This is a genomic window from Pseudomonas marincola (assembly GCF_900682675.2).
GTDB lineage: Bacteria > Pseudomonadota > Gammaproteobacteria > Pseudomonadales > Pseudomonadaceae > Aquipseudomonas > Aquipseudomonas marincola.
In genome coordinates this window covers 1,113,005-1,136,226 of record NZ_LR215729.2, presented here as the reverse complement: position 1 = coordinate 1,136,226, position 23,222 = coordinate 1,113,005, and the positions used below count along the sequence as shown (strand labels likewise).

Below are 23,222 nucleotides of genomic sequence, written 5' to 3'. Positions count from 1 at the left end.
GGACGACCGAAGCATACTGCCAAAGAGAAATCTTTGGGGTTTGCAAGTGATTGCTCCCTGCAGGAGAGCATCTATTCAATTCAAAAAACTCAGCCCTGAATAACAGCAATGACAGCACCATCAAAGATGGTTCGTACCATGTCATTGAAGTGCCCTCGCTGTCACTCACCCAAAGCCGCATCATTCCATCAGGCCATGAAAGTTGGCGCGGCCATCGGCACCGTAGGCGGTGTTGCACATGGCGTCAGCGCTGCAGACTTGTTGGTTGCACCCGAAAGCAGGCGCTTGAGGGTGGTGTCCTTGTTACCGAGGGCCTGCAGGAAGGCATAAGGGAACTCGATCCTGTCAAACGGCTGACTGGCCAGGTCAGTGATGGCTTGTTCGATTTCTACGGCGTTCATATAGGGCTGTTCCGATCACTGCTGCCAAGGCGGCAAAGGGGGCCTTTAGGTCCATCATCCATGCAAAGTGCATGGATGATAAAGGAACGAGTACTGGCATGTGAAAAAAGACCCATGCCGAGCGATAGATACATTTCCAGCTGCCGCAACCAGAGCAACAGGAGTCCTGAACTGCGACTTGCCATCTACCTCTGCCAGCAGTGGGAGTGACAGCGAGAAAGAGGATGATCAACGTGCCCACCCTCGTTACATTTGATGGTCATACCGCGCAATTTTCAGCATAAAGTAAACATAATCCAGCTTCTCTTCGGTCGGTTCATCATCACGTAGCCAGCGCACCTTGATGCCCAAGTACTGCGCCCATTCAATGCCCTTCTTGAAGCAACGACGGTCATCATTTTTTGCCGCGATCTCGACGTAGTGATTCACCAACTTGTATTGATATTTGCCTGCCCGGTACTTGGCATTTTCAAAGGCCGCCTGAAAGTGCGGCATTGCAGCCTCGAACTCTTCTTTACGGTAGTGGTAGACACCACGTAACCAGGGCACCATCCAGCACAGTTGCTCACCTAACCCGTAAGCCGCTACAAGGGCTGCATATTCGTCAATCTGGTCCATGCGGGTGGCTGCATTCTTCTTGAGCCAAAACCCGTGATTAAGCAGCTCAGCAAAACCGTGGGGCGGCAGAAATGCTGACTGCCGCTGAATCAAGTCCTGCAGGGAGCACACGGCAAAAAGGCCATACTTACTCTTGAGCGCAGCGAGCACAGCGTCTCGTATTCGCGCCCCCGGACGATCGTTCTTGAGCCTACGTACAGTGTCGGCAACGGCAGCCAACTTGCTGTCGAAGAATGTCCAGTAGTGGCTGCAGGCATTAAGCCACACAAACTGAGCCGACTCTGTTGATTCTTGCCGCTGCATCACAGGCGCAAGCTCGGCCTTGAACTCGCTGACGTCATCGGCGATCCACAGGGCGTACTCGCGAAATTGTTGGTAGACATCGGCGAGGTACTGATGATCGTAGGCATCAGTAATTTCTCTCGTGAGGTAGCTCGACACCCGAGCGACCATCAATGCCACGAGAATACTGAACTGAAGCTCTTTGGTTATCTCTCGCCCGCGTTGAGCCAGCGCGGCGAAGGATTCTTCAAAATTTCTAAACAGGGCAGGAACCGCCGGAAGCCTTGCGCCTCGCGTCCACTTGATGGCGTTGTCGAGGTTCTGCTGGAGCGCGTTGTTGTCGCTTTGCGGGTTCTTGCCTGGGTAGTGAAACTGCGTCTGCGAGAGCTCACAGCGCGCGTAGACCCAACGCATGACCTTTTCCAGAGGCAGTACCAGGCTGCCATCTTCAGCGATTGTCGGCAGATACCAGAATGTGTCCTCGGGCGTTTCGAGCGCTAGGTCTGCAAGTCTGTGTTTGAGTAAACTCTGATTCAGCGACACGACCAGCAAAGGGATTGCCTTGGTCGATATGAAGTACTGGAGTGTTTCCACTTTGCTGAGGTAGGTACCCTCTTCTCGAACAAGCCGGCTGTATGCCTCCAGCAGATCGTCGAACGGATCGCCCATGGCACTCAGTACCTCTAGGCTAGGTAAGTACGCTGTCAGAATGCTGCTGAGCGTCTGAATCACCTGTTCGAAATTCGACAGCAGCCCACCTTCTTCTTTAGCGAGCCTCACCAACTGCTTTTGGATGGCCTTCTTCTGAGTCTCGTCAATGTCATCATGGCTGGCTTCCTTGCGGGGAAGCACGCCGAATGCATCATAGGCCAGCTTAACCAACTCGCCCTGTGTGGCAAAGCAAGTATCTCTATTCATCTGAAATCCTTGATACCCCCGGCCAGTATCGACCGGGGGAACGCACTCCTAGCGCTGGTTGGGGTTGAGTTGTTTGCCGCGATTGCCATGAACGTGAGCATTGGTCGGGTTGGTGCCCGACGTGCCGCGATTATTATTCTGTGCATCCGATCTGTGGTTCTGCTGCTGGCGCTGCTGGCTGGTGGAGTTGGGTTGCTTAGACATGATTGTCTCCTGCTGGGTGGTTAGGAAGTCGCATCCTAACCACTCGGCTTAAACCGGTATCTAGGCTTTTTGGAGACGAACTTTCAGAAGTTCTGCAGCACCACACAGATGCTAAGCTATTGCCGACAAAGCTTTAACAAATGTCGCGCCACAGCTCATCTGACTCAACAACGGCGACAAATCGACCAGCAGTAAACCCGTCAGGGAACATTGAATCCCGAGCCCCCTCGTCACGTTCGCCTATGGGCCGGAGGAGATACTTCTCATCACGCAGAATGACTTCCAACGTTTCACGCGATACCACTCTGAACCCATCGACTGATTGCCCATCAAGTTCAATGGAGGTATCAACGATCCAGGCACGTATATCCGCTTCAGGCTCCAGACCGTGATAGCCCAATCTGGCGCGCAGGTCTTGATCAGCTATCAGCGCACTGAGTACCGCCACCTGCTTGCGGCGTAACTGCCAGGCTGCCTTACGTAGTGTGTTGGTGCGATGCAGCCAAACCTCATGGATTGTCGAGCGGATATACCCAGACTTGACCTCCAAAAGCAGTAGCACGCCATCCTGGTGGCAGATTAGATCCACCTCGCCGGCATCGTCCTCTTCGGTCGCCAGTGGCCGGTAGCCCACCTCAACGGCAAAGCCGCGCTGTCTAAGGCTCTCGGCCAGAGCGAGTTCTACGCGCTGGGTTTCAGCCTGCATATCGGCCCGACGCGCATTCACGCGCCGCAGGTTATTGATGGCCGCCGTCAGGTTGTTTTGCTGCGCACCAACCCAAGGAAACTGAAAGCTGTAGCGGCCGATTTTGTAGAATGGCTGCTCGTAGAGTCGCGGCGCAGGGGCGCGTGGTTGCTGCTTCAATTGCTGTGATAGCGCCTTGAGGTCGCTGGTCCAGAATTTGAGGATTGCCTTAGCCGAGTCGGCGCTGCCTTTCGGGTGCTCCTCGCAGACAGTCCAGTCAGTGATCTTGCGGATCTTTTCTGGTTCTTCCGACCAAGTCATGGGAAACCGGTTTTCTCCGGAAAGCATGCCATTCATGGCTAGGCGCCCTAGTGCCTGAGCAATCACACCCGATTCGCGCAGATGACTCTGGAATGGCTGGATAAACTCTTTCTGAAAGAAAACCGAGGTCAGTTCACTTGCCAGCAACATGTGGTGAAGCTGAACTTGCGAGCCGTCATTGAGCAAGATGCGATCAGCCAGGCCGTATATCTGCTGTAACTGCAGCTTGCTGCGAACCGCCTTGATATAGGCCAACTGGTTCAGCTCATGATTCTCAGGCGAGCCGATGATTTGCTCAGCCATACCGGAGTCGATAAAGGCCTGTACGGCACGGTTCATCCAGTAGTGCCAAAGCAGATCGCTCTTGCGCCCAGTTCGCTGCCAATACTTTGTTCCCAGCTCAGACTGGTTGTAGATCACCGGCTCCCCCGGCTTTAGCTGGTAACGGCATTCTGGATCGAAGCAGAACCAGTCGATGGAATCTTCGTAGTCGATTCGCTCTTGGGTCGCCGCAATCAGAACGGCTAACGACTCGAGATTTAGACGACACGCCACCACCTCAGAATTGCTGGGATCAGGAAAGATAATCGGTGATAGGTGTCGTTTCAGCGACTGCGCGAGCCGTGACTCACTCAGACGAAAATCTTCTTCCGAGCAAGCACGGAGCTTGTTCAAAATAATACGGTTGTAGACCTTCCACTGCTGGCCGGCAGGGTCATGTGAGCCATCTTCGGTAAATGCCTGGTAGGCCAGAACACTGAGATAGGAAAACAGCTCCAGCAGGGATAAATGCTCCAGCTGTTTTTCGGCACTGGTAATCAACTCATCAAAGACCTTGAGCTGATCAAGCAAGCGATCACAGACGCCGAAGAAAACTTGCCACTCATCCCCGGCGAGCGCCGCACGCATGGCAAGCCAGAGTGGCGACTCCGTTCGCTCAAATAGCTTCGCGTAGCGTATCGCCCATCTGAGGGTTTCCGGGTTATGCCTAGCGAGGTGCAACAATAACTCGATACTGACTGCACTATCGAAATGCAGCACCCTGCTAAGAGCCAGGCTGGCGAGCTCAGAACTGGCCACTGCCTCAACATCAAGCCAGCACGCTGCTGAAGCCAGACCAGCAGCTCGGTCAATGGCAGTTAAGTTCTTACCTGCGGGACGTTGATCGAGGAAATGATGCAGGCTTTCATCAAGGGCGAGGCCCTTGCTGAGTTTTGGTTGATTCCGTTCGAATACCGACTGGTAATGCTGTCGGCAGCGCTCTCCTTTTTCTGTCATCTCACCGCGCTCACATCAATCTTAAATTCCTAGCCAGAGCCTAAACCATCGGCAGGCCAGGACTCCATGGGCACGGTGCTAACGCGCAGTATGTAGGCAATTATCCTCGGCTACTTCCGAACCCATGATGATCATCCCCATAGGGCTTCGTAGCGGCCTGACAGAGGTAGCTCGCCCTGTAAAACAGTGCGGGTAGCCCACCAATGTAGATACATTAACCCTTGAATTTCCTAATGTTTTTCAGTGGCTTAGGGTTATCTGGCCGTCCAGTTAGATCAGACCATTGCACTCACCGCAAGGAGCGGGCTTTAGCCATTCTGGGCCGAGAATGTCTCCCTCGGCCCAGAGCAGCCAGTTAATGTATCAACTCCCTGCGCCCGAACCAGACTCCAGCTCCCTTAAAAGCTTCTGCAATGCTTTGTGCCTTTGCAGATAGCGATCAATCAGAGGGTTGAGCAAGCCACGCAGCAGTGCAATTGGCGTCCATCTTCCAGGCACAACAATACGCGGCCGGCGAGAACGCATGCCTTGCGTAATCGCTTTGGCCACCTGCTGGGGTTGGATGGGTTGGCGCAGATAGTTCGGCAACACGGTTTTATTCATTCGTGTGGCCAAGTCATTTCCGCCGAAGGCAATCTTGGCTATAGCCGTCTCGGTCCACCCCGGATAGACCACACTGACCGAGGCACCGGTGCCGCCCAACTCGACGAGCAAGGCACGCGCCAAGGCCTCTACGCCAGCTTTGGAAGCGGCATAAGGTGCGTTAACCAGACCGTTTATGAAGGCATAGATGGATGAGGTCACCAGTATCTGTCCCTGATTGCGAATGACTTCCGGCAAGGCCGCCTGCATCGTATTCCACACACCGAACAGATCCACTTCGACGATGCGCCGAAACTCATCCGTGGGGCATATACGCAAAGTCTTGGGATCGCTGCGCCAGGCAATGCCAGCATTGGCGAATGCCACATCGAGGCGGCCAAAGCGCTCAACCGCGCTCTGCACCACCCTTTTTGAAGCCTCGGCATCGGTCACATCCAGCGCCAGCGGAAGGACTCGTTCGGCGTCGAACTCCTGAGCGAGCTGGTCAACCGCCTCTTGCTGCATGTCCGTAAGCACCAACAAAGCCCCCAAGCTATACAGCTCACGCGCGGTGGCGGCGCCTATTCCCCCGGCGGCGCCGGTAATCAGTATTACTTTGCCTATGAAGTCGTAAGCCATGTTGCGATCCCCAATCAATCAGTCCGTGTTTTAGAGGCGCTCGATACCAGGCATTTGCCACTGGCCATCGAGCATGCGCTGGGTCGGCAGATAAATGCGGCCGGTTATGCTGAACGGACCACTGTTGGGAGTGGGGAGCCAGTTACTCAGTTGCTCCTCTCCCGGTGCTTCGCTCTGCATCAGCAGATTCAGCGAACCATCGGGGTTGTAGACCAGCTTATCGCGGTCACCCAGCGCAAAGCGGTGCAGAGGGTTGGGGATTAGATAGCCGTCATCATCGTAAGCGGTCAGCGACCAGAAGGCCTTGGCAGGTGGAAGCTGGTCCGCAGCGAAGTGCAGGCGATAGCGCTGATCACCTTGTAGCACCTCACCGTGGGCATCGGTTATGGCGTTGAGGTAGGTGGCTTCGGCAGCGAGGTTGGCACCAAAACCAACCATAGCCACTACCGCGCGAACGCCGTAGTCTTGGCCAAAGGCGGCGATATGCTTGGGCGCTTGTCGCCAACCGTTGACGAGTAGATCGCGACGTTCCAGAGCCTCGTGCATCTCCCGCTCCGCCAGCCACATGCCCACTGCCACGGTTTTCTCCTGCAGCCAGTTCCAACGCGGCTCGCCCTCGCCAACCCGCACGCCAAGCTGCTCCAATTCGGCCACGGCGGCAGCGTCTGTCGCGGCGGCCGGATTGTCCTCCATCAATCTCGACAACTGTCCGAAGAAGGCCCGAGGGGCCAGCTTACGCATCTCGAACAGTGGTGACGGTGGCAATTGCTCAGGCAATTTGAACGGCAGCGCCTCGACCACTTTGTCCTGCTTCCAGTCGTCGAGGCTGCGCAGACTGAGCCCAGCCTGTATGGCATGCACAGCGCTATAGTCAGCTTTTCCATTGGTTTGAATCCGGCCGAGCAGCCAGTTCATGCGTGTGGATGAACGCAGCAAGGTCATGCCTTCCGGAACTTGGCCATCCCAGTCAGGCCCCGCGAGCAAGAAGCGCCCGCCTTCGTCACCTGTTGTACGCGTGCCAACACTGGCAAACACGTTGCTCCAGGCATCGAGAAACTGCATCACCAGATAACGCGAGCAGGCTGGAACCTCAAACACCCAGGGCCCTGCCTCCATATCAAGCCAAGCCTGGGTATAGAGCGTGTCTATATTCGGCCTGACGAAAACCCGAAAGTCAGCCTCGGGAAATTCGGCCATGTTCACCAGGCGATTGGCCGGAGCGATCGAGTGAGTGAAGCTGTTGCGCGTAAGCTCGGTAAGCACCAACGGATAGCCAAACACGTAACTCTTGGCAGCCAGGCGGACGGTGCCCATCTGGCTCCACAGAGTGCTGCCGACAATCAATAATACAACCAGCCCAACCCATAGCCAGTTGCGAACACTGGGCCGCTTCTGGAGTTTTTCTGAAGTGTTCATAGTGACTCTCCGTCAGCGTATGGTCAGGCCAAAAGGTTCTTCACTGAAGTCGAAGCAACCGAGAAAGGTTTTGATGTCGAGCAGACTGCCGTCGATCTTCACATCACCCATCAAGGCACCTTTCACCAGACCACCCTCGCCGGTCAGCAGGGTCTCCATAAAACGTTTGTCCATCGTCAGCTTGAGCGTGGTTCCCTCCGGGATACCTTGGTGCAACTGCGCCACCCCGCGACGCACTTCCAGGGCCAGTTGCTCACCCGTGTCGGGAAACTCGAACCCGAGGGTCAGTTGCACATCGTTAGCCTTTTCAGGGTCGACGCGCGTCACCCAATTCTGCAAAAAGATCTGCGGGGTGAAGCTGCGCACCATATCGGGCGAGAGCATGACCTTGCGTATCTCGGCCGTGCGCTGTCGAATTTGCTCGCCATCGAACTTGCCTTCCAGCTCCATGGCGCTCATCAGGTACCAGTTGCGCCAGTTGAAATTCATACTGGCATAACCCATTTTGCGGAAACTGCGCGCCTTGATATCGCGAGCCAGTTTGTCATCGTGATCCATGCGAATAACGTAGCTGGACAGCTCTGCAGCCCACTGATAATCGCCTTTGAGATAAGCATCGCCTGCAGCCAGAAGCACCTTTTCGCGCCCGCCCATCAGGGCGATCAAGCGTTCTGCCTTCTCTTTGGGCGGGGTCGGATCGAGATCCACCGGGTCACCTTGGAACCAGCCAAGATAGCCGTTGTAAATCTGCCGAACGCTATGCTTCACCGTGCCATACATCTCTCGCAAATACGGCGAGTAGCCCGCCAGATGAGCAGGCAGTTTGACCTTCTCGACCAGCTCATCTGGCGTCAGGCCCTTGTTCATCCAGCGCACGGTCTGGTCGTGAACATAAGCCATGCCGTCGCGTGTCATGCGCAGCACTTCTTCGACCTTATCCGCACCCTCGACAGGACGGCCGTGAAGCGGAACCAGATGCTCGGCGTGGAGCTCACGCAGCATGTCGATGCTGGCAATCCACTCAACCGGATCGCGGAACTTGGTGCCGCGCAGGGTGTGGATATTGGGAAATGCCGGGCCCTGTTGCACGTCAGAGCTAATCAGCACTCGATTGTCTGGCAGGTAGACCACGATCTCATCTGGCGCTTCACCTGGCGCGTGCAGCAATTGAACGGGCAACCCGGCAATGGTCGTATCGAGTCGCTTACCGATGGTGTCGGTCGGGGCAATAAAGGTCGAGGGTTCCGCGCGTACGAGCGGACCTATCGCCGAATTCATGTCTTTCTGGTCGGGCTGTTCAAGCAGGGCGCCGAAGCTGTAAGCGGAACGAGCCCCGAGGATTGGGCCGACCAGTGAACCCTGACTGACCACATTGGCCAACAGCGTTTCATGGGCAAAGATTTTCACCTCACCGCTTTCAACCTGCTCACGACTGACAAAGGCTTGCACACCGTTGATATGGTCCGGGTGGAAATGCGTGTAGATCACCGCCTTGACCGGCTTGTCGGTCAGCTTGCGAAACTGCGCCATGATCTTGCGCGAATCACTCAACGACTCCCCGGTGTCGACGATTATCAAACCCTCCGGGGCCTCAATCATGACCACGTTACCCAACTGCCAACCGACAGCCGAATAGGTGTTGTCGGCCACCTTGTAGACATGCATATCGAAGAGCGAATTCTGCGCGGCCAGTTCAGGATTAATCTGCGGTTCAATTCGCTCGGAGGGGAGCTCGGCAAGTGCGCTAACAGGGAGTACGGCGGCCAAAAGCAGGCAACCCAGTCGACGTGGAATAGGCATGAACGTTCCTTATTTTTATTGTGTAGCCAATCTTGCGACGCCGAATTGGCTTTGGCGAGCCCAATCAATTGCACAACTGTAGTGTCATCAACGTTATTGCACTCGAAGAGTCAGCGTAGCAATTCGGGAGCATGTGCCAGGAAGCTGTTCCATTTCGCGATAAGGACTCTGCCCGCTAGCAGGTGGCCGCAACATCCTTGCCATCAAAGTACAAACCCACAGCGGTGATGGCCGCCTAGACGCAAACCAGCACGAAAACTTCTCGGACTTTCAGGGGCTTTTCACTTTCTGGATGCCAGGTGCCAAAGCGCTTAAGCGCGCTGAGGGTATTTCTGCCGACGTCGTAAATAGAGATATTTATGGCGTAAAAAGTACCATCTACCCCATGCGGCAAGGGTACTTTGTGAATGACCTTAACTGACAACAAACAACAAGAAAGCAGTCTCATGACAAGCCAAGAGAAGATGACAGACGCAAGATTTGTAGACATAGCCACCCTGCAAAAGGCTATGCGTGCCTTCTGACTAACTTCGGCAAAATCCTGGACCCGCCAGGCATCCGCCCCCGTCGATTCCCCAACCCTAACTTCCCCCATGCCCAAGCACGGATTGCCCGAGCGCGTGGCGTGTTAAGTGATGGGCGGGTATTGGCCGACCCCCTGAACGAATATGCCAGCCCGCCGCAAATGCAGCATTACACAGCGCTGGAGCGTTTCCGCTTCGCCAGCCCGATTACGCGATCACAGCCCTGCTTTTGGAGTTTTAACATGCCCAAACACGCACCCGAGTTGCCGATTCAGGTGGACGACGAAACCGGAGTTTGGACTACCGACTCTGTACCGATGCTATATGTGCCGCGGCATTTTTTCGTCAACAACCACATGGCTATCGAAGCGGAGCTGGGCACCGAAGCCTATGCCGAAATTCTCTACAAAGTCGGGTACAAATCTGCTTGGCAATGGTGTGAAACACAAGCCGAAGGGCATGCTTTGAAAGGCATCGCCGTGTTTGAGCATTACATGAAGTACTTGTCTCAGCTTGGCTGGGGACTATTCAAAACTGAGCATATCGACCTTGCCAGAGGCACCGCCGAAGTACGTCTGGAACACTCGGCATTCGTGTCCGAATATGGCAAGTGCGAGCGCAAGGTCGACTATATGTTTACCGGATGGTTTGCCGGTGCCATGGACCAGATTCTTGCCGCCGCTGGCAGCTCGCGTCGCACCGTTGCCGAGCAAGAGTTCAGCGCCTCTGAAGCTGATCACAAGCACGGCCTGTTCATTGTTTACCCTATTTGATTAACGTATTTAAGCTCTGACCGCGAAGGCCTAATCCGCCGAGGAAGCCATGCTTTACCAACCTAAGGTGATCAGTGTCGCTGGCAACTGACTCAAAATTGCTGGCAGTAGGACTGACAGGCATGACCAAGCGAATCAGCGCCAGACATAAGCGACGTATCCAGTCTCCGCGAACTCAATATGGGAGGCCAGTGAACATGTCACGATTCGACCTGCACCCCGAGCAAGATTGCACTGGAAAATTGAGCTTGAGAACGAATAGGAGCGGCCTGATAAATGTATAAAAATGCTGAGCGATTACCAGTGCATTCATTATTGCTGCCTCACGTGATTGATGTGACTATCTGTAGATGAATATCGCACCAACCAAGCCGTATAGAATTATTGAGCCAACATAATGAGAGCGTCCTTCGAAAGTGTCCTAAAGGATAAGAACTGCCTGCACATTAATCGCTTGCTTTATGATGTGCAGCCGAAAAAGGTGCACCGCGTTGCATTTTTGCTCCTCGATAACTTCTCCATGATGGCATTTACTGGCGCAGTGGATGCATTGGTCACAGCCAATCTAATGAGCACTTCGCCGCTCTATGAAATAGTGGTTGTGGGCAGAACCGACTTGGTAACCAGCGATCTTGGTATTTCGATCTCTGTAGACTGTAATTTAAATGATCTAAAAGAAAGCCAACAAAACTTAATCCTGGTTTGTGGCGGATTCCGGGTTGATTTACAAGCCAATCAAAATATCAGAACCAAACTACGCTCAGCTGCCTCTGCAGGCGTAACGTTGGGCGGGCTTTGGAATGGCTCATACTTTATTGCCGAAGCGGGCCTTTTGGATGGATATGACTGTGCGTTCCATCCCGACGGCAGGGCCATGATGGCGGAGCTATTTCCCAAAGTTAAACTGTCGAAAGACTCATTCACGTTAGACCGAAATAGAATTGGTTGCGCCGGTGCTAACAGCTCATTAGGCATGATGCTTGAGATCGTCAGACTTGAACACGGTGATAGCTTGGTGCGCGCGGTTGAAGAGGTTCTAAACTGCGATAAAACAAAAGATGCAGTGGATATTTCCGCACTGATTCTGGATAAGAATCTAACCTTGCCGCAGCCTCTTAAAGTTGCACTGGAGTTGATGCACAGCAATATCGAAGAACCACTGACTATTGATGAGATTGTCAGCCATTCATCGCTGTCCAGACGCCAACTTGAACGCCTGTTCTGTCGTTATGTAAACGTTACGCCCCCACGTTACTATCTCGAGTTACGCTTAACCTATGCACGACAACTTCTACAAACCACTAACAAGTCACTGGTTGATATTGCAGTGGCAAGTGGCTTCGTGAGCATTTCACATTTCCGCCGGTGCTTTCGCGAGTTTTTTGATATTCCACCAGGGCGCTTCCGCACGGGGCAACATAAAGTGCGGTGAGCATGACGAAAAACCAAGCTCGCTATATCCTGGCAGTAGTTTGTACCTCCAGCCTCCCCGCTTCGCTCTTCTAAGCACAAGCATGCTCGCAAAGATCAGATTGAGTTGCATTCGGGCTTCAAAGTAAGGCTAAGAGATGTTGTGAGTTAAACTCTCTTTCAGCGACTTTTCAGCAACATCGTTTTCCATCCTTAGCCGTCTGGCGCTTACTCTTGAGAAAATCAGCACGCCGCCTTGCTTCAGCCTCAGCCTAGGCGAGCAACACTCCGTAGCAAGAGCCGATAATCGCCGTGCCGCTCGAAAAAGAGCAGCTCATCAACGGTGCGGAACCTAACGTCACCAAGCATCCGCTGCAAAGACCGCAAAGCCGCACGAGCGAGTATCCACAAACCACGAGCAACGATGATTGTCATCGCAGGCTCGCATCCCACTGCCCCCTATCTAGCGGATAGCTTGCCGCCATCTTTACCAACGCCCCAGCCACATGATTTGCAACAACTTTTTGGCACTGCTAGTTTCGCGCGATTCCCCTACACAACGTAGGGAGTCTGGACTGGATGGACTGATCGACTCATTGGATCTATATCCACTCAAAGTGCCGTTCACAGTTGCTGGTTACACGACTGGCTTCTATTGTTCTAGCAAACCTCTATTCGCAAACTCCGGCGGAGCGACCATGGGCCCGAGAGAACAGATTCAATCATTACAAGCTCGCATGAGCGCTTCGATTATTGGCCAGGAACGTGTTGTGGAGCGCCTGGTTATCGCACTGCTGTGTAATGGCAACGTACTGGTCGAAGGCCTCCCGGGCCTTGCCAAGACTCGCGCAATCAAGAGCATGGCGACGAATATGGATGCCGACTTCAAGCGCATCCAATTCACACCCGATCTACTGCCATCGGATGTAACGGGCACCGAGGTTTATCACCAAACAGATGGCCACGGCGAATTCCGCTTTGAGCCGGGCCCTATTTTTGCCAATCTGGTGCTGGCCGACGAAATCAACCGGGCGCCCGCAAAAGTCCAGGCAGCCCTGCTTGAAGCGATGGAAGAACGTCAGGTAACCGTTGCCGGCACCTCACATAAGTTGCCTCCACTGTTCATGGTAATGGCGACCCAAAACCCGGTGGAGCAAGAAGGCACCTACCCGCTGCCAGAGGCTCAGATGGACCGTTTCATCATCCATGTGAACATCGAGTACCCAACCGTGGAAGACGAGGTTGGCGTAATCAAGCTGGTGCGTGAAGAAGAAGCTGCTGCCCTCGAAGAGAGTGATGACACCGGGGCGCAACACGCGAAACCGTCAGCCGACTTGATCCCGCAGCAGGCTGTTTTTGATGCGCGCCGGGAGATTGCCAAGGTTACGGTTTCTGACGCTATCGAGCGCTATATCGCCGACCTTATTTACGCCACACGAACCCCGGAAGTTTACAGCGATGAGTTGCGCCGCTGGATCGATGTAGGCGCAAGCCCGCGTGCCTCGCTTGCACTCGACCGCGCCAGCCGTGCGCATGCCTGGCTGCATGGACGCGATTATGTCGACCCGCAAGATGTTCAGGCCATGGTTCACGACGTACTCCGACATCGTTTGTCTCTGAGTTATGCCGCCGTGGGCAAAGGCGTCAGTCCGGACCAAGTCACTGACGAGATCGTCGCCCACGTGGCCCTGACTTAAGGTTTACCCGGAACTGAGGGTTCTATGAGTAACGATGCAGCTCGCAATCGTCTGGGCATCAGGGCCAATCAACCCGAGAATGAGACCGAAGACCCACGCGTAAAAGTCAACCTGGCGCATCTGATGGAGATGGAAGCCGAAGCACGGCACCTGACGTTGCTGCCGCGACAACCTGCGCGCAGCATCCTCAATGGTCGCCATGCGTCTCGGCTGCGCGGTCGCGGGCTGAACTTCGAAGAGTTACGCGGCTATCTGCCAGGCGATGACTCGCGCACAATCGATTGGAAAGTCACTGCCAGAACCGGCAAACCCCACGTCCGCGTTTACACAGAGGAGCGCGACAGGCCTGCATTGGTCGTGGTGGATCAACGCATGTCGATGTTCTTCGGCTCGGCTATGAACATGAAATCCGTAACAGCAGCTGAAGCCGCCGCCATTTCGACTTTCATGATTCTCAACCAGGGCGATCGCGTCGGCGGTATTGTCTTTGATGACGAGAATTTATGGGAGATCCGCCCGCGCCAGAGCCGCGCGAATGCCCTACGTTTTCTGGAAACGCTGGTCTCCGCCAACCGCTCGTTAACCGCCGACGCGGAACCCCGCGCACCGATGTCATTGAATCGCCCGCTTGAGGCCGCGGCCAGAATTGCCGGCAGTAACCACCTGGTCGTGGTGATAAGTGACTTCAATAATATTGACGAACACACCGATGAACTGCTGGGTGGCATAGCTCGCAAGAATGATCTTCTGTTGTGTCTGGTCAGTGACCCGATGGCCGACACGGTTGCGACCAACTGGAAATTGATTATTTCTGACGGTCGCCTCAAAGCGCTGATGGACACCAGTGAGGACAAAGCCAGAGCATCTGTTCAGCAGGTGCTGGATGAGCGTTTCAGCACAATCAAGGGCTGGGAAGAACGCGTTGGCGTCCCCGTGCTGCCGTTGTCTACCGAACACGACACCCTCATGCAAATTCGTGCATTGCTCGGAGGCGCTGATGGCGAAGACTGACGTTGCAACGCAGGCCCCAACACCTTCGGTGCCTGCTGATCTGGCTAACCTTAACCTGATCGAATTGCTCGAAAAGCTCGAGCCTGTGCCTGCGCCAGAACCAATCTCATTGTTTCCGCAGACACCCTTCTGGGGATGGCTTGCGCTGCTGTTGCTTATAGGCGTGGCTTATCTCTCATACCGCGGCTGGCGTAAATGGCGAGCCCGAGCCTACAGACGCGCTGCATTGGCTGAAATTGCCCAAGCGGGCGACGACCCGATAAAACTGGCAAGAATTCTTCGCCGTACCGCTCTGTGCGCATTCCCCCGCCGTGAAGTCGCCAGCCTGCATGGCGAACAGTGGCTCGCGTTTCTGAACGAGCATTACCCCGGTAACAAGTTCGCGGGTGAAATAGGCCAAACACTGGACAACGCGCCCTATCAGCCCAACACCAACAGCGGATCTGCACCCGGCCTGGCCAAACTGGTGGCCGAATGGGTTCGCACTCATAAAGTTCCGACAACAGGGGAAAACTCGTGATTGAGTGGGCGGCGCCTTGGGCCTTTATCTTGCTGCCTCTGCCATGGCTGGTGTGGCGCTTCATGCCGCCGTTCCGTGAGCGTACAAAAGCAATTCGCGTTCCGTTCTTTGACACCTTTGTAGCGGCAATGGGGGCTACACCCCGCGAGGGCGTGGTGGTTCCGCAGCGCAGCAAGGTCGATACAGCTATCGCAATTCTATTGTGGCTATTACTGGTGATTGCCTTGGCGCAGCCACAGCGGTTGGGTGATCGCGTTGAAATCAAGCAAGCCGCTCGCGATGTAATCCTGGCTATCGATATTTCAGGTTCGATGGATGTGAAAGACTTCAAAGCCTCTGATGGCACTGAGGTGCAGCGGCTGTTGGCCGTCAAACGCGTGGTACAGGACTTCGTAAAAAAACGTGAAGGCGACAGGGTCGCTCTGATCGTGTTCGGTTCGCGTGCTTATGTGCAGTCACCGTTTACCGAGGACTTGAAAACCTTAGGCCAGCTGCTCGACGAAACCAGCGTCGGCATGGCAGGACCGAACACAGTTATCGGGGACTCCATTGGGTTGGCAATACGCACATTCGAGTCCAGCAAGGTCGATCAGAGGCTGCTGATATTGCTGAGCGATGGTAGCGATACGGGCAGCCGCATGACGCCGCTGAATGCCGCCACCATTGCCGCTCAACGCGGGGTCTCGATATTCACCATTGCGGTAGGTGATCCAGACGCCAGCCCGGACTCTAAATACATTGTCGACGTCGACACCTTGCAGGAAATCGCATCACGCTCCGGCGGCGAATACTTTTTTGCCGGCGATGAAAAAACCCTTGAAACGGTCTACAGCCGAATTGATGAATTAACCCCGCGTAAAACCCAAACATTGTCCTACCAACCGCGCGAAGCCCTGGCTTATCTGCCAATCGCTGTAGCCGCTGTATTGCTGTGCTTGTACGCACTGATCAGGCAGTTTCCTGTCAGGAGGAAAAGTCAGGCATGACTTACTTTCTTGAGTCGCTGTCCTATTTTCATTTCCTGCGTCCATGGTGGCTGTTGCTACTCGTGCCGCTGCTGTGGATCTGGTGGCGGATGCGCCCGACCCGCAAGGACACAGATGATGTTACTGCAGTCATCGCGCCGCATTTGGCCGAAGCAATTACGGTAGGGGGCAATCGCCGCCAACGCTGGACCGCCGCTGACAGCTTGGGCCTCGCCGGCGTGCTACTGGCACTCGCTGTTGCGGGACCGGCGTGGAACAAAATCCCTAACCCACTGCTGGCTCAAACCGCGCCGCTGGCCATGGTGCTCGCGGTTACGCCGTCGATGGACAATTCAGACATCGCACCGAGCCGGCTGGAACGGGCTCGCCAGAAGTTGCTTGAGCTAAGCGCTTTGCGCTCCGGAGCCCGTACCTCGTTGATCGCGTATGCCGGCACGGCGCACCGTGTGGTGCCGCTAACTGAAGATCCACATGTACTGAAACCCTTTATCGAAGGGCTCAATACCGACGTAATGCCCAAACCCGGGAACAATGCATCTGCCGCGCTGGCACTGGCAGAGAAGAGCCTTGAAAGTGAAACCGTTCCCGGTGCGATTGTTTTTCTGCTGGATGACCTGAACAACGCCGACGTGCCTGCTTTTGAGAAACATGCGCAGGCAAAAGGCGCGCGTCTGATCTTCCTCACGGTCGGCAGCAATCAAGCCAGCGTCGACAGAATGAGCGGCATAACCGATGCCGAGGTAGTGGAGTTATCGGTCGATGATCAGGATGTCAAAGCAATAGAGCGCTACACCGCACAAGCCTACCGCGAAGCCCTGTCGGGTGATGACCGATTGCAATGGCGAGACCAAGGGGTGCTGTTCGCATGGCCCGCTGCCCTGTTGATCCTGCTTTCGTTTCGCCGCGGACGTGTCGTTCAATGGCCAGGCGCTGCCGCCTTGGTGTTGCTGATGAGTCTGCATCCGGGCGACGCCCAAGCGGCTAACTTGGTGGACTTCGTGCTGACTCCGGACCAGCAAGGTCGCCTGCAATTTGATCAATTGCACTACGCTGAAGCTGGCGAAAAATTCCAGGACCCACTCTGGAAGGGCTATGCCCTTTATATGGCGGGCAGTTACGCGGAGTCTGCGGAGGTGCTTAATCGCCTCGAAACCTCGCAAGCTGCTTTCATCCAGGGCATGGCCCAAACCAAAGCGCTGAACTACCGCGCCGGTATCGAGGCGTTCAAACTCGCCCTGGAACGTGATCCGAAAAACCAGGCCGCTGCGCGTAATCTGGACATCGCCCGCGCGCTGCTGGCCTACGCCGAAGATGCCAGAGATGCCTCGGATACGGGCATCGGCTCAGAGGGCGCCGATGAGGTGGTGTACGACAAAGAGTCTGCCGAGGGCGCTGACATGCTCGCCTCAGACATACCGACTGATGAAATTAAAATGCAATCGACCGAGCAATGGATGCGCAGTGTCGACACCCGAACATCTGAGTACCTCAAGCAACGCTTCTTGCTGGAATCGATCGAGGATCAGCCGTGATTTACCGTCTGTGCCTGTGCTTGTTATTGTCCCTGCCCTCTTTGGCCCTGGCTGCACCGGGAACGCCTGTTGAGCCCATCATCGAGATGGAACTGACTGAAGACACCGTCATTCCGGGCTCTCCTACGCAGCTCACAATTTCGGTGCTGGTGCCAACATGGATGCTCAAGCCTCCGGCCTTCCCCGATCTGGAAGTTTCTCATCTGATGGTGCGGCGCCCACCCGACTCATCATCACCGGCACGCAAACGCATCGATGGCAAAATGTGGGCTGGGGTCAAACGCACCTATCAGTTGTACCCGATGATTCAGGGCCAGTTCGACATTCCCGCCCGCCCGTTGCGGGTGACCTATGCAGACCCGGAAACCAATGCGCCGGTCGAAGTGAACATGATGACCGATCCCATTCGCTTATTCGGCTCAGTCCCTAAAGAAGCGCAAGGGCTCGATCCATTTGTGGCGGCCACGGGCCTTAAGCTCGACCAGACAATAGAGGGTGCCGCCGATGTAATGAAGGTCGGTGACGCTTTTAAACGCCGGGTCGTTGCCACGATTGAAGGCACCTCTTCGCTGTTCATTCCACCGCTGCTGCCAGACTCGGAGATTGCCGGTATCTCTGCATACCCCAAAGAGCCACAGACCCAGGAAACACCCGACGGAGGCACGCGAACCGAGGAAGTAAGCTTTGTGGTTGAGCAAGGCGGAGACTACGAACTGCCTGGCGTGGAGATACGCTGGTTCAACCTCACCACCAAGAAAATAGAAACGGCCAGCCTCAAGCCTTTACTGTTCTCGGGGAAAGTAACACTGGCCCAGCGGCTAGAGCGAAACTGGCGAACCATCGCCATCACGCTGGTTATCCTTGCGTTAGTGATAGGTCTGGCACTGCGTTTTATCCCATCACTGCGCACCGTGATTCAACGTAACTATGCGGCTGCCAAAACCCGCTACCTATTGTCCGCCAGGCATTCATATAACCAGGCCATGCAGGCAATCAAACAACAGGATTTGGACGCAACGCTGAAGCACGTACAGAGTTGGGTAAACCGACTACCGCCGCAGGCTTGCCCTGACTTAACGGCTTTGAAGGCAGCCCTGTCGGGCATTGGCGAGAAGCTGTATGGACCCACTCCGACTAATCAGGCTGACTGGTCCGCAGTTAAAACCGCATTGCAGCATGCCGCGCAGGAGAGCCGGCAGCTCAAGCGTCAAACAGGTAATGCCAACGCTTTACCGCCGCTAAATCCAACCCACTAAACGGGAAAGCTGGAGTGAGCACTCCAGTTTTCCCGTTTGCTTATGAGGCCGGCGGCAGGAACCAGTCGTAGTAGGCGTTGGGGTTGTCTCCGCGCACAAAGCGCCGGACACTTTCTTTCCAGCTGCTGGTATCACCCATCGTCGCGTACAGGTAGATCTGATAGAACTTCACCAGCCGCAGATACGATGCTTCAACCTCACTCATCTGCACGTCATTGCCTTGAAACTGAGGTTTCTCACGCAGTTCCAGAAGAGACGGCAAGGTGTAAGTAATCTGCTCGGCATGAGTCCAGCGACCGTACTCGATTAGCGGACGATTATCCGTCACCGGCTGGGCATTTTTTACGTAGCTCTCCAGCCCTGTGCGGTCGGTGATGTAGGTCGCGAGCAAATCAGTTACTGAGCCAATGCCCACTTCCTGCAGCGTGCTGGCAACATCGCCGCGCTGCATGCGCTGCTCGATTTGCCCGATATCCAACGCCAAGGGCTTTTCGGAACCCAGCAGCATCATTTCGTTGGCTTCAGTCGTCCAGAGCGAAACGTGCGGGAACACGTCCAGCATGGAGCGAATCAACGAGCGAGTATCAGCCTCGGTCTGAGTCGCAATAGGCAGCCATTGCGCGAGTATGCCGCCCTCGCTAAGACGGGCTTTAGCCAGCTCATAAAAATCCGAGGAGTAGAGATTCACTACACCGGCAGCCGCAGGTGGAGGCGGCTCCAGAGTGATCAGATCGAACAGTTCCTTGCTGCGCATCAGCTCGTGACGACCGTCACCCACTTGAATATCAAGGCGCGGGTCTTTACCTGCTCCAAGATTACCCTTGAACAGGGTAACCGCATCAGCAACCGGCTTCATGAGTTCAATGCATAACCGCCGATCCAACTCGGGATACACCAGGGTGGCGCCAGCTGTAATCCCGGTGCCAAGGCCGATGACCAAGGCTGACTTGGGTTCACCCGGATGTACCAGCAGTGGCAGCAGCGCTTGCAGACGCATGTAGCGCAGAGATGGCATGGCGTCCCCTGTGTTGGAAACGCCTTGAATGTAAAGTCGGCGGAAGCTGCCCTGCTTGCTGTCCTGCTCTAACACCGCAACAGTGCCGCCCGGCGCTTCTTCATAGAACACCACCTCACCGCCACGCGAGTCAGTCAGCAGACGCGTCAGCAAGTCTCTTGGCAACCAAACCGCCAGAGCGACCACCACTGCTAGCAGGCCGAAAGCTGGTGCCGGGGTGAAGCGTTGACGATCCTGATACAGCGCAACGGCACCTACCAGGCCGGCAAGCACCGCAAGTACTGCAAGGCTGCCCGACAGCCCCAGCCAAGGCACGAGGATGAAGCCGGTGCCAAGGGTGCCGACAATGCCGCAGGCCGTATTCAGGGCCAACATTAAGCCAATGTCCTGGCCTGGTTTCGCCTCATCAACCACCAAGCGTGCAGCGGCTGGGAAAGCAGCGCCCAAGAGCAGAGTCGAAGGAAAAATAATCACGCCAGCCGCGACGATGAATCGAGACAGCATCTGCGCCATGCGGTTGCCCGTGACATCGAACACCCACAGCCCTGTGACCTCTTGAGCTTGAAGTAACCACGGCCCGAGCAGCGAAAATGTGGCCATTGCAACAAAGCCTGCACCCAGCACCAGTAGCCCAAAGGTGGTCCAGCGGGCGCGGACGCGATCAGCAAAACGCGAATACAGGAAGCTACCGATAACCAGCCCCGAGAGATAAACCGCCAGCACGACGCTGAAAGCAACGGCGCGGGTACTCAGGAACTGAACAATGATTTGTGTCCACAGGACTTCATAGCCCAGCGCAACACCGCCCGCCAGGGCATATAACACCAACGCGAGGCGCGCCTTGGATGAAAGCGCGAAGAACTTGAGGCGCTCGCGTGGGGCCTCGGAAGTACGGATCTGAGGCTTTGTTCTGGATAAAACGAAAGCCCAAATCCCCAGCAAGACATTAAGCGCGCCCGCGAAAAAAGCTGCGCCCTTAACGCCAAAGAGCGGCACCAGCGCCAGCGCAGTCAGCAGCACACCGATGATAGCCCCGGCCGTATTGGCCGTGTAGAGCTGGCCAGCAGTGCGGCCGATCTGGCTGTTGCCCGGCCGAACAGACGATATAAGGGGCGGTAATGTCCCTCCCATGAGGATTGCAGGAAACATCACCAACAAGAACGGCAGGAGCCAGGCAAGAACCCCGACTTGCGATTGCAGTGCGACGAATATGGCGGGCGCCTTGGCTAATGCCAGCGTCGCACCAATTCCAATTACGGCAATCAAAAATTCCAGTACGGCGTACAACCGCAATGGATTACGAAGACTATCGGCAAGGCGTCCAAAAATTGCGCCCCCCAATGCAAGACCAGCGAAGAAAGCACTGACTCCAGTAGAAATCGCGTAAACATCAACGCCGACCACCAGAGATAACTGCTTAACCCAAATGGCCTGATAAACCAGAGCTGAAAAACCAGATCCAAACAGCAAGCACTGAAACAACAAAATTCGCGGACGCGCCGGAACTGAATTCATAGATTGTGATTTCTTACGGTTCTGAGTGTCGTAACCACGCGTTAGCGTGATGCCGAAACCACTATATTACGGATGAACGTACACCGGCACCCATTTGGGTGCCGGTGTAGTTGGTTTGCGTGAGTAAATTACTCTGTCTTACCCGCTTTACCGTGAACGTGTTCTTTCATGATTTCACTAACGTTCCAGGAAGCCGGAGTTTGACGCTGCGGGTACTCGTCAAAGGTTTTGGCAAAGTCGGCAACGATAGTGGTCGCCCACTGGAACATGTAGCCGCGGTGAGCCCAGAAATCCCAGTAGGTGTTTGAGCTACCGTAGGCTTTCTCATACGGGTCCATACGCAGGTCGAACAGAAGCGGGGCTTTAAGCTCATCGAGCTGACGTGCCCAAACTTCCATGCCATCGTAGTCCTGTACCAGGTACATGGCTTTCCAGCGATCCGCGAAGCGAACTGCAGAAACCTGACCATCGTCAGTCGCGTAGATGAAGTTGTGACGCGGACCCTTCTCTTCTTCACCGGTCAGCATTGGCAGGAAGTTGTAGCCGTCCATGTGAACCTTGAAGGTCTTGTCACCTGACTTACAGCCCTTCTTGCACTCTTCAATGATATTGCTATCACCGGCAGCGGCGAGGAAGGTCGGCAGCCAGTCCATGTGAGACATCATGTCATTGGAGATAACGCCCGGTTTGATCTTGCCAGGCCAGCGAACCATAGCTGGTACGCGGAAGGCACCTTCCCAGCTGGTGGTTTTCTCGTTGCGGAACGGAGTAACGCCCGCATCTGGCCAGGTGGACTCGTGAACGCCGTTGTCTGTTGTGAACAGAACAATGGTGTTGTCTTCAATGCCCAGTTTCTCGAGCTTGTCGAGGAACAGACCTACCTGTGCATCAAGTTCCAGCATACCGTCGGCATATTCGTTAAGACCGGATTTGCCACGGTTAGCTTCACGTACGTGTGTGAAGAAGTGCATGCGTGTCGAGTTCATCCACACGAACCAAGGCTTCTTCTGCTTGGTGTTACGATCGATGAAGTCAAGTGCAGCGGCGGCAAACTCGTCGTCCACTGTTTCCATGCGCTTCTTGGTCAGTGCGCCGGTGTCTTCAACAGAACCGTCGGCAGCAGCCTTGATAACGCCACGCGGGCCTTTCATCGGTGGATCTTTTGGATAGTCTTCGTTCTCTGGCTCTTCCTCAGCATTGAGGTGATACAGGTTGCCGAAGAACTCATCGAAGCCGTGATTGGTCGGCAGATACTCGTCGAGGTCACCCAAGTGGTTCTTACCGAACTGCCCGGTTGCATAGCCTTGAGCGCGCAGAAGCTCACCCATCGTCGGATCTTCAGGCTGGATACCCACCGAAGCACCTGGCATACCTACTTTGGTCAGACCTGTACGGATTACACTCTGGCCGGTAATGAACGCAGCGCGCCCTGCCGTACAGCTCTGCTCACCGTAGTAATCGGTGAACATCACCCCTTCCTTGGCAATACGGTCGATGTTGGGTGTCTGGTAGCCCATCATCCCATGGCCATAAACGCTGATGTTAGGAATGCCCACATCGTCGCCCATGAATACCAGAATGTTTGGCTTACCAGATGAATTATCTGCAGAGCCGTTAGCCGGTTTGTCAGCTGCAGTGGCCATTCCAGTGGCAATTGCTAGCGACGACATTAACAAAAATTTGAAACACCTTGATTGGATCTTAGGCGCCATTTGGTCTCTCCCACCATTTAAAAATGTTAAAGCATGAAAAAAGCTAAGCCTGCAGTGCCTGCATCGCAAGATTCAGTAACCTTGAAGACTAGCCTACAAAACATGCCGGTCAACTGATCTGAGACAT

General features: G+C 55.0%; 16 protein-coding genes and 1 pseudogene. 8 read left to right on the top strand and 9 right to left on the bottom strand.

Features of this window, described 5'->3' with window-relative positions:
- Positions 1 to 254 precede the first annotated feature (254 nt).
- The 7 genes and pseudogenes from PMYSY11_RS05200 to PMYSY11_RS05170 all read right to left on the bottom strand — a co-directional run.
- Positions 255 to 401: pseudogene (locus PMYSY11_RS05200) on the bottom strand (type IIL restriction-modification enzyme MmeI); the annotation flags it as partial.
- A gap of 246 nt (positions 402 to 647) precedes the next feature.
- A complete protein-coding gene (locus PMYSY11_RS05195; protein WP_150548506.1) occupies positions 648 to 2,219 on the bottom strand; it encodes a hypothetical protein in 1,572 nt (523 codons plus the stop codon).
- Positions 2,220 to 2,267: 48 nt separating this feature from the next.
- Entirely contained in the window at positions 2,268 to 2,423 is a 156-nt protein-coding gene (locus tag PMYSY11_RS05190) for a hypothetical protein (RefSeq protein ID WP_150548505.1), read from the bottom strand.
- Positions 2,424 to 2,556: 133 nt separating this feature from the next.
- Positions 2,557 to 4,707 carry an NERD domain-containing protein gene (locus tag PMYSY11_RS05185; RefSeq protein WP_239655540.1) on the bottom strand — a complete coding sequence of 717 codons (2,151 nt, stop codon included), beginning with the start codon at positions 4,705 to 4,707 and terminating at the stop codon, positions 2,557 to 2,559.
- 363 nt (positions 4,708 to 5,070) lie between these two features.
- Positions 5,071 to 5,928: an SDR family NAD(P)-dependent oxidoreductase gene (locus PMYSY11_RS05180; protein ID WP_150548504.1), complete on the bottom strand. Its 858-nt coding sequence runs from the start codon at positions 5,926 to 5,928 to the stop codon at positions 5,071 to 5,073.
- A 30-nt stretch (positions 5,929 to 5,958) separates the two neighbouring features.
- Positions 5,959 to 7,344, bottom strand: a complete 1,386-nt coding sequence (locus tag PMYSY11_RS05175) for a DUF1254 domain-containing protein (protein WP_150548503.1) — start codon at positions 7,342 to 7,344, stop codon at positions 5,959 to 5,961.
- A gap of 12 nt (positions 7,345 to 7,356) precedes the next feature.
- Positions 7,357 to 9,144, bottom strand: coding sequence for an alkyl/aryl-sulfatase (locus PMYSY11_RS05170; protein WP_150548502.1), 1,788 nt, complete (start codon positions 9,142 to 9,144; stop codon positions 7,357 to 7,359).
- Between the two features lie 766 nt (positions 9,145 to 9,910).
- Between PMYSY11_RS05170 and PMYSY11_RS05165 the strand changes: the two genes are divergently transcribed.
- The 8 genes from PMYSY11_RS05165 to PMYSY11_RS05130 all read left to right on the top strand — a co-directional run bounded on the left by PMYSY11_RS05165 (position 9,911) and on the right by PMYSY11_RS05130 (position 18,853).
- Positions 9,911 to 10,441: a DUF5943 domain-containing protein gene (locus PMYSY11_RS05165; protein WP_150548501.1), complete on the top strand. Its 531-nt coding sequence runs from the start codon at positions 9,911 to 9,913 to the stop codon at positions 10,439 to 10,441.
- Positions 10,442 to 10,838: 397 nt separating this feature from the next.
- A complete protein-coding gene (locus PMYSY11_RS05160) occupies positions 10,839 to 11,873 on the top strand; it encodes a GlxA family transcriptional regulator (RefSeq protein WP_150548500.1) in 1,035 nt (344 codons plus the stop codon).
- A gap of 676 nt (positions 11,874 to 12,549) precedes the next feature.
- Entirely contained in the window at positions 12,550 to 13,548 is a 999-nt protein-coding gene (locus tag PMYSY11_RS05155; RefSeq protein WP_090513148.1) for an AAA family ATPase, read from the top strand.
- A gap of 24 nt (positions 13,549 to 13,572) precedes the next feature.
- The gene (locus PMYSY11_RS05150; RefSeq protein WP_150548499.1) at positions 13,573 to 14,559 is read left to right on the top strand and encodes a DUF58 domain-containing protein; all 987 of its coding nucleotides are present in this window, start codon (positions 13,573 to 13,575) and stop codon (positions 14,557 to 14,559) included.
- A complete protein-coding gene (locus PMYSY11_RS05145; protein WP_172970664.1) occupies positions 14,546 to 15,079 on the top strand; it encodes a DUF4381 domain-containing protein in 534 nt (177 codons plus the stop codon). Before PMYSY11_RS05150 ends, PMYSY11_RS05145 begins: the two co-directional genes overlap by 14 nt.
- Complete coding sequence (locus tag PMYSY11_RS05140; RefSeq protein ID WP_150548497.1) at positions 15,076 to 16,065, top strand: VWA domain-containing protein; 990 nt, start codon at positions 15,076 to 15,078, stop codon at positions 16,063 to 16,065. Before PMYSY11_RS05145 ends, PMYSY11_RS05140 begins: the two co-directional genes overlap by 4 nt.
- On the top strand, positions 16,062 to 17,597 hold the full coding sequence (locus PMYSY11_RS05135; RefSeq protein ID WP_150548496.1) for a VWA domain-containing protein: 1,536 nt from the start codon (positions 16,062 to 16,064) through the stop codon (positions 17,595 to 17,597). The genes PMYSY11_RS05140 and PMYSY11_RS05135 overlap by 4 nt, the downstream gene beginning before the upstream one ends.
- A gap of 86 nt (positions 17,598 to 17,683) precedes the next feature.
- Positions 17,684 to 18,853 (top strand): BatD family protein, encoded by a 1,170-nt coding sequence (locus PMYSY11_RS05130; RefSeq protein WP_150548495.1) that lies wholly within the window; start codon positions 17,684 to 17,686, stop codon positions 18,851 to 18,853.
- 40 nt (positions 18,854 to 18,893) lie between these two features.
- Here the strand turns inward: PMYSY11_RS05130 and PMYSY11_RS05125 are convergent, their stop codons facing one another.
- Both PMYSY11_RS05125 and PMYSY11_RS05120 read right to left on the bottom strand, forming a co-directional pair.
- A complete protein-coding gene (locus PMYSY11_RS05125; RefSeq protein ID WP_150548494.1) occupies positions 18,894 to 21,383 on the bottom strand; it encodes a fused MFS/spermidine synthase in 2,490 nt (829 codons plus the stop codon).
- A 128-nt stretch (positions 21,384 to 21,511) separates the two neighbouring features.
- On the bottom strand, positions 21,512 to 23,026 hold the full coding sequence (locus PMYSY11_RS05120; RefSeq protein ID WP_150548493.1) for an arylsulfatase: 1,515 nt from the start codon (positions 23,024 to 23,026) through the stop codon (positions 21,512 to 21,514).
- Positions 23,027 to 23,222 lie beyond the last annotated feature (196 nt).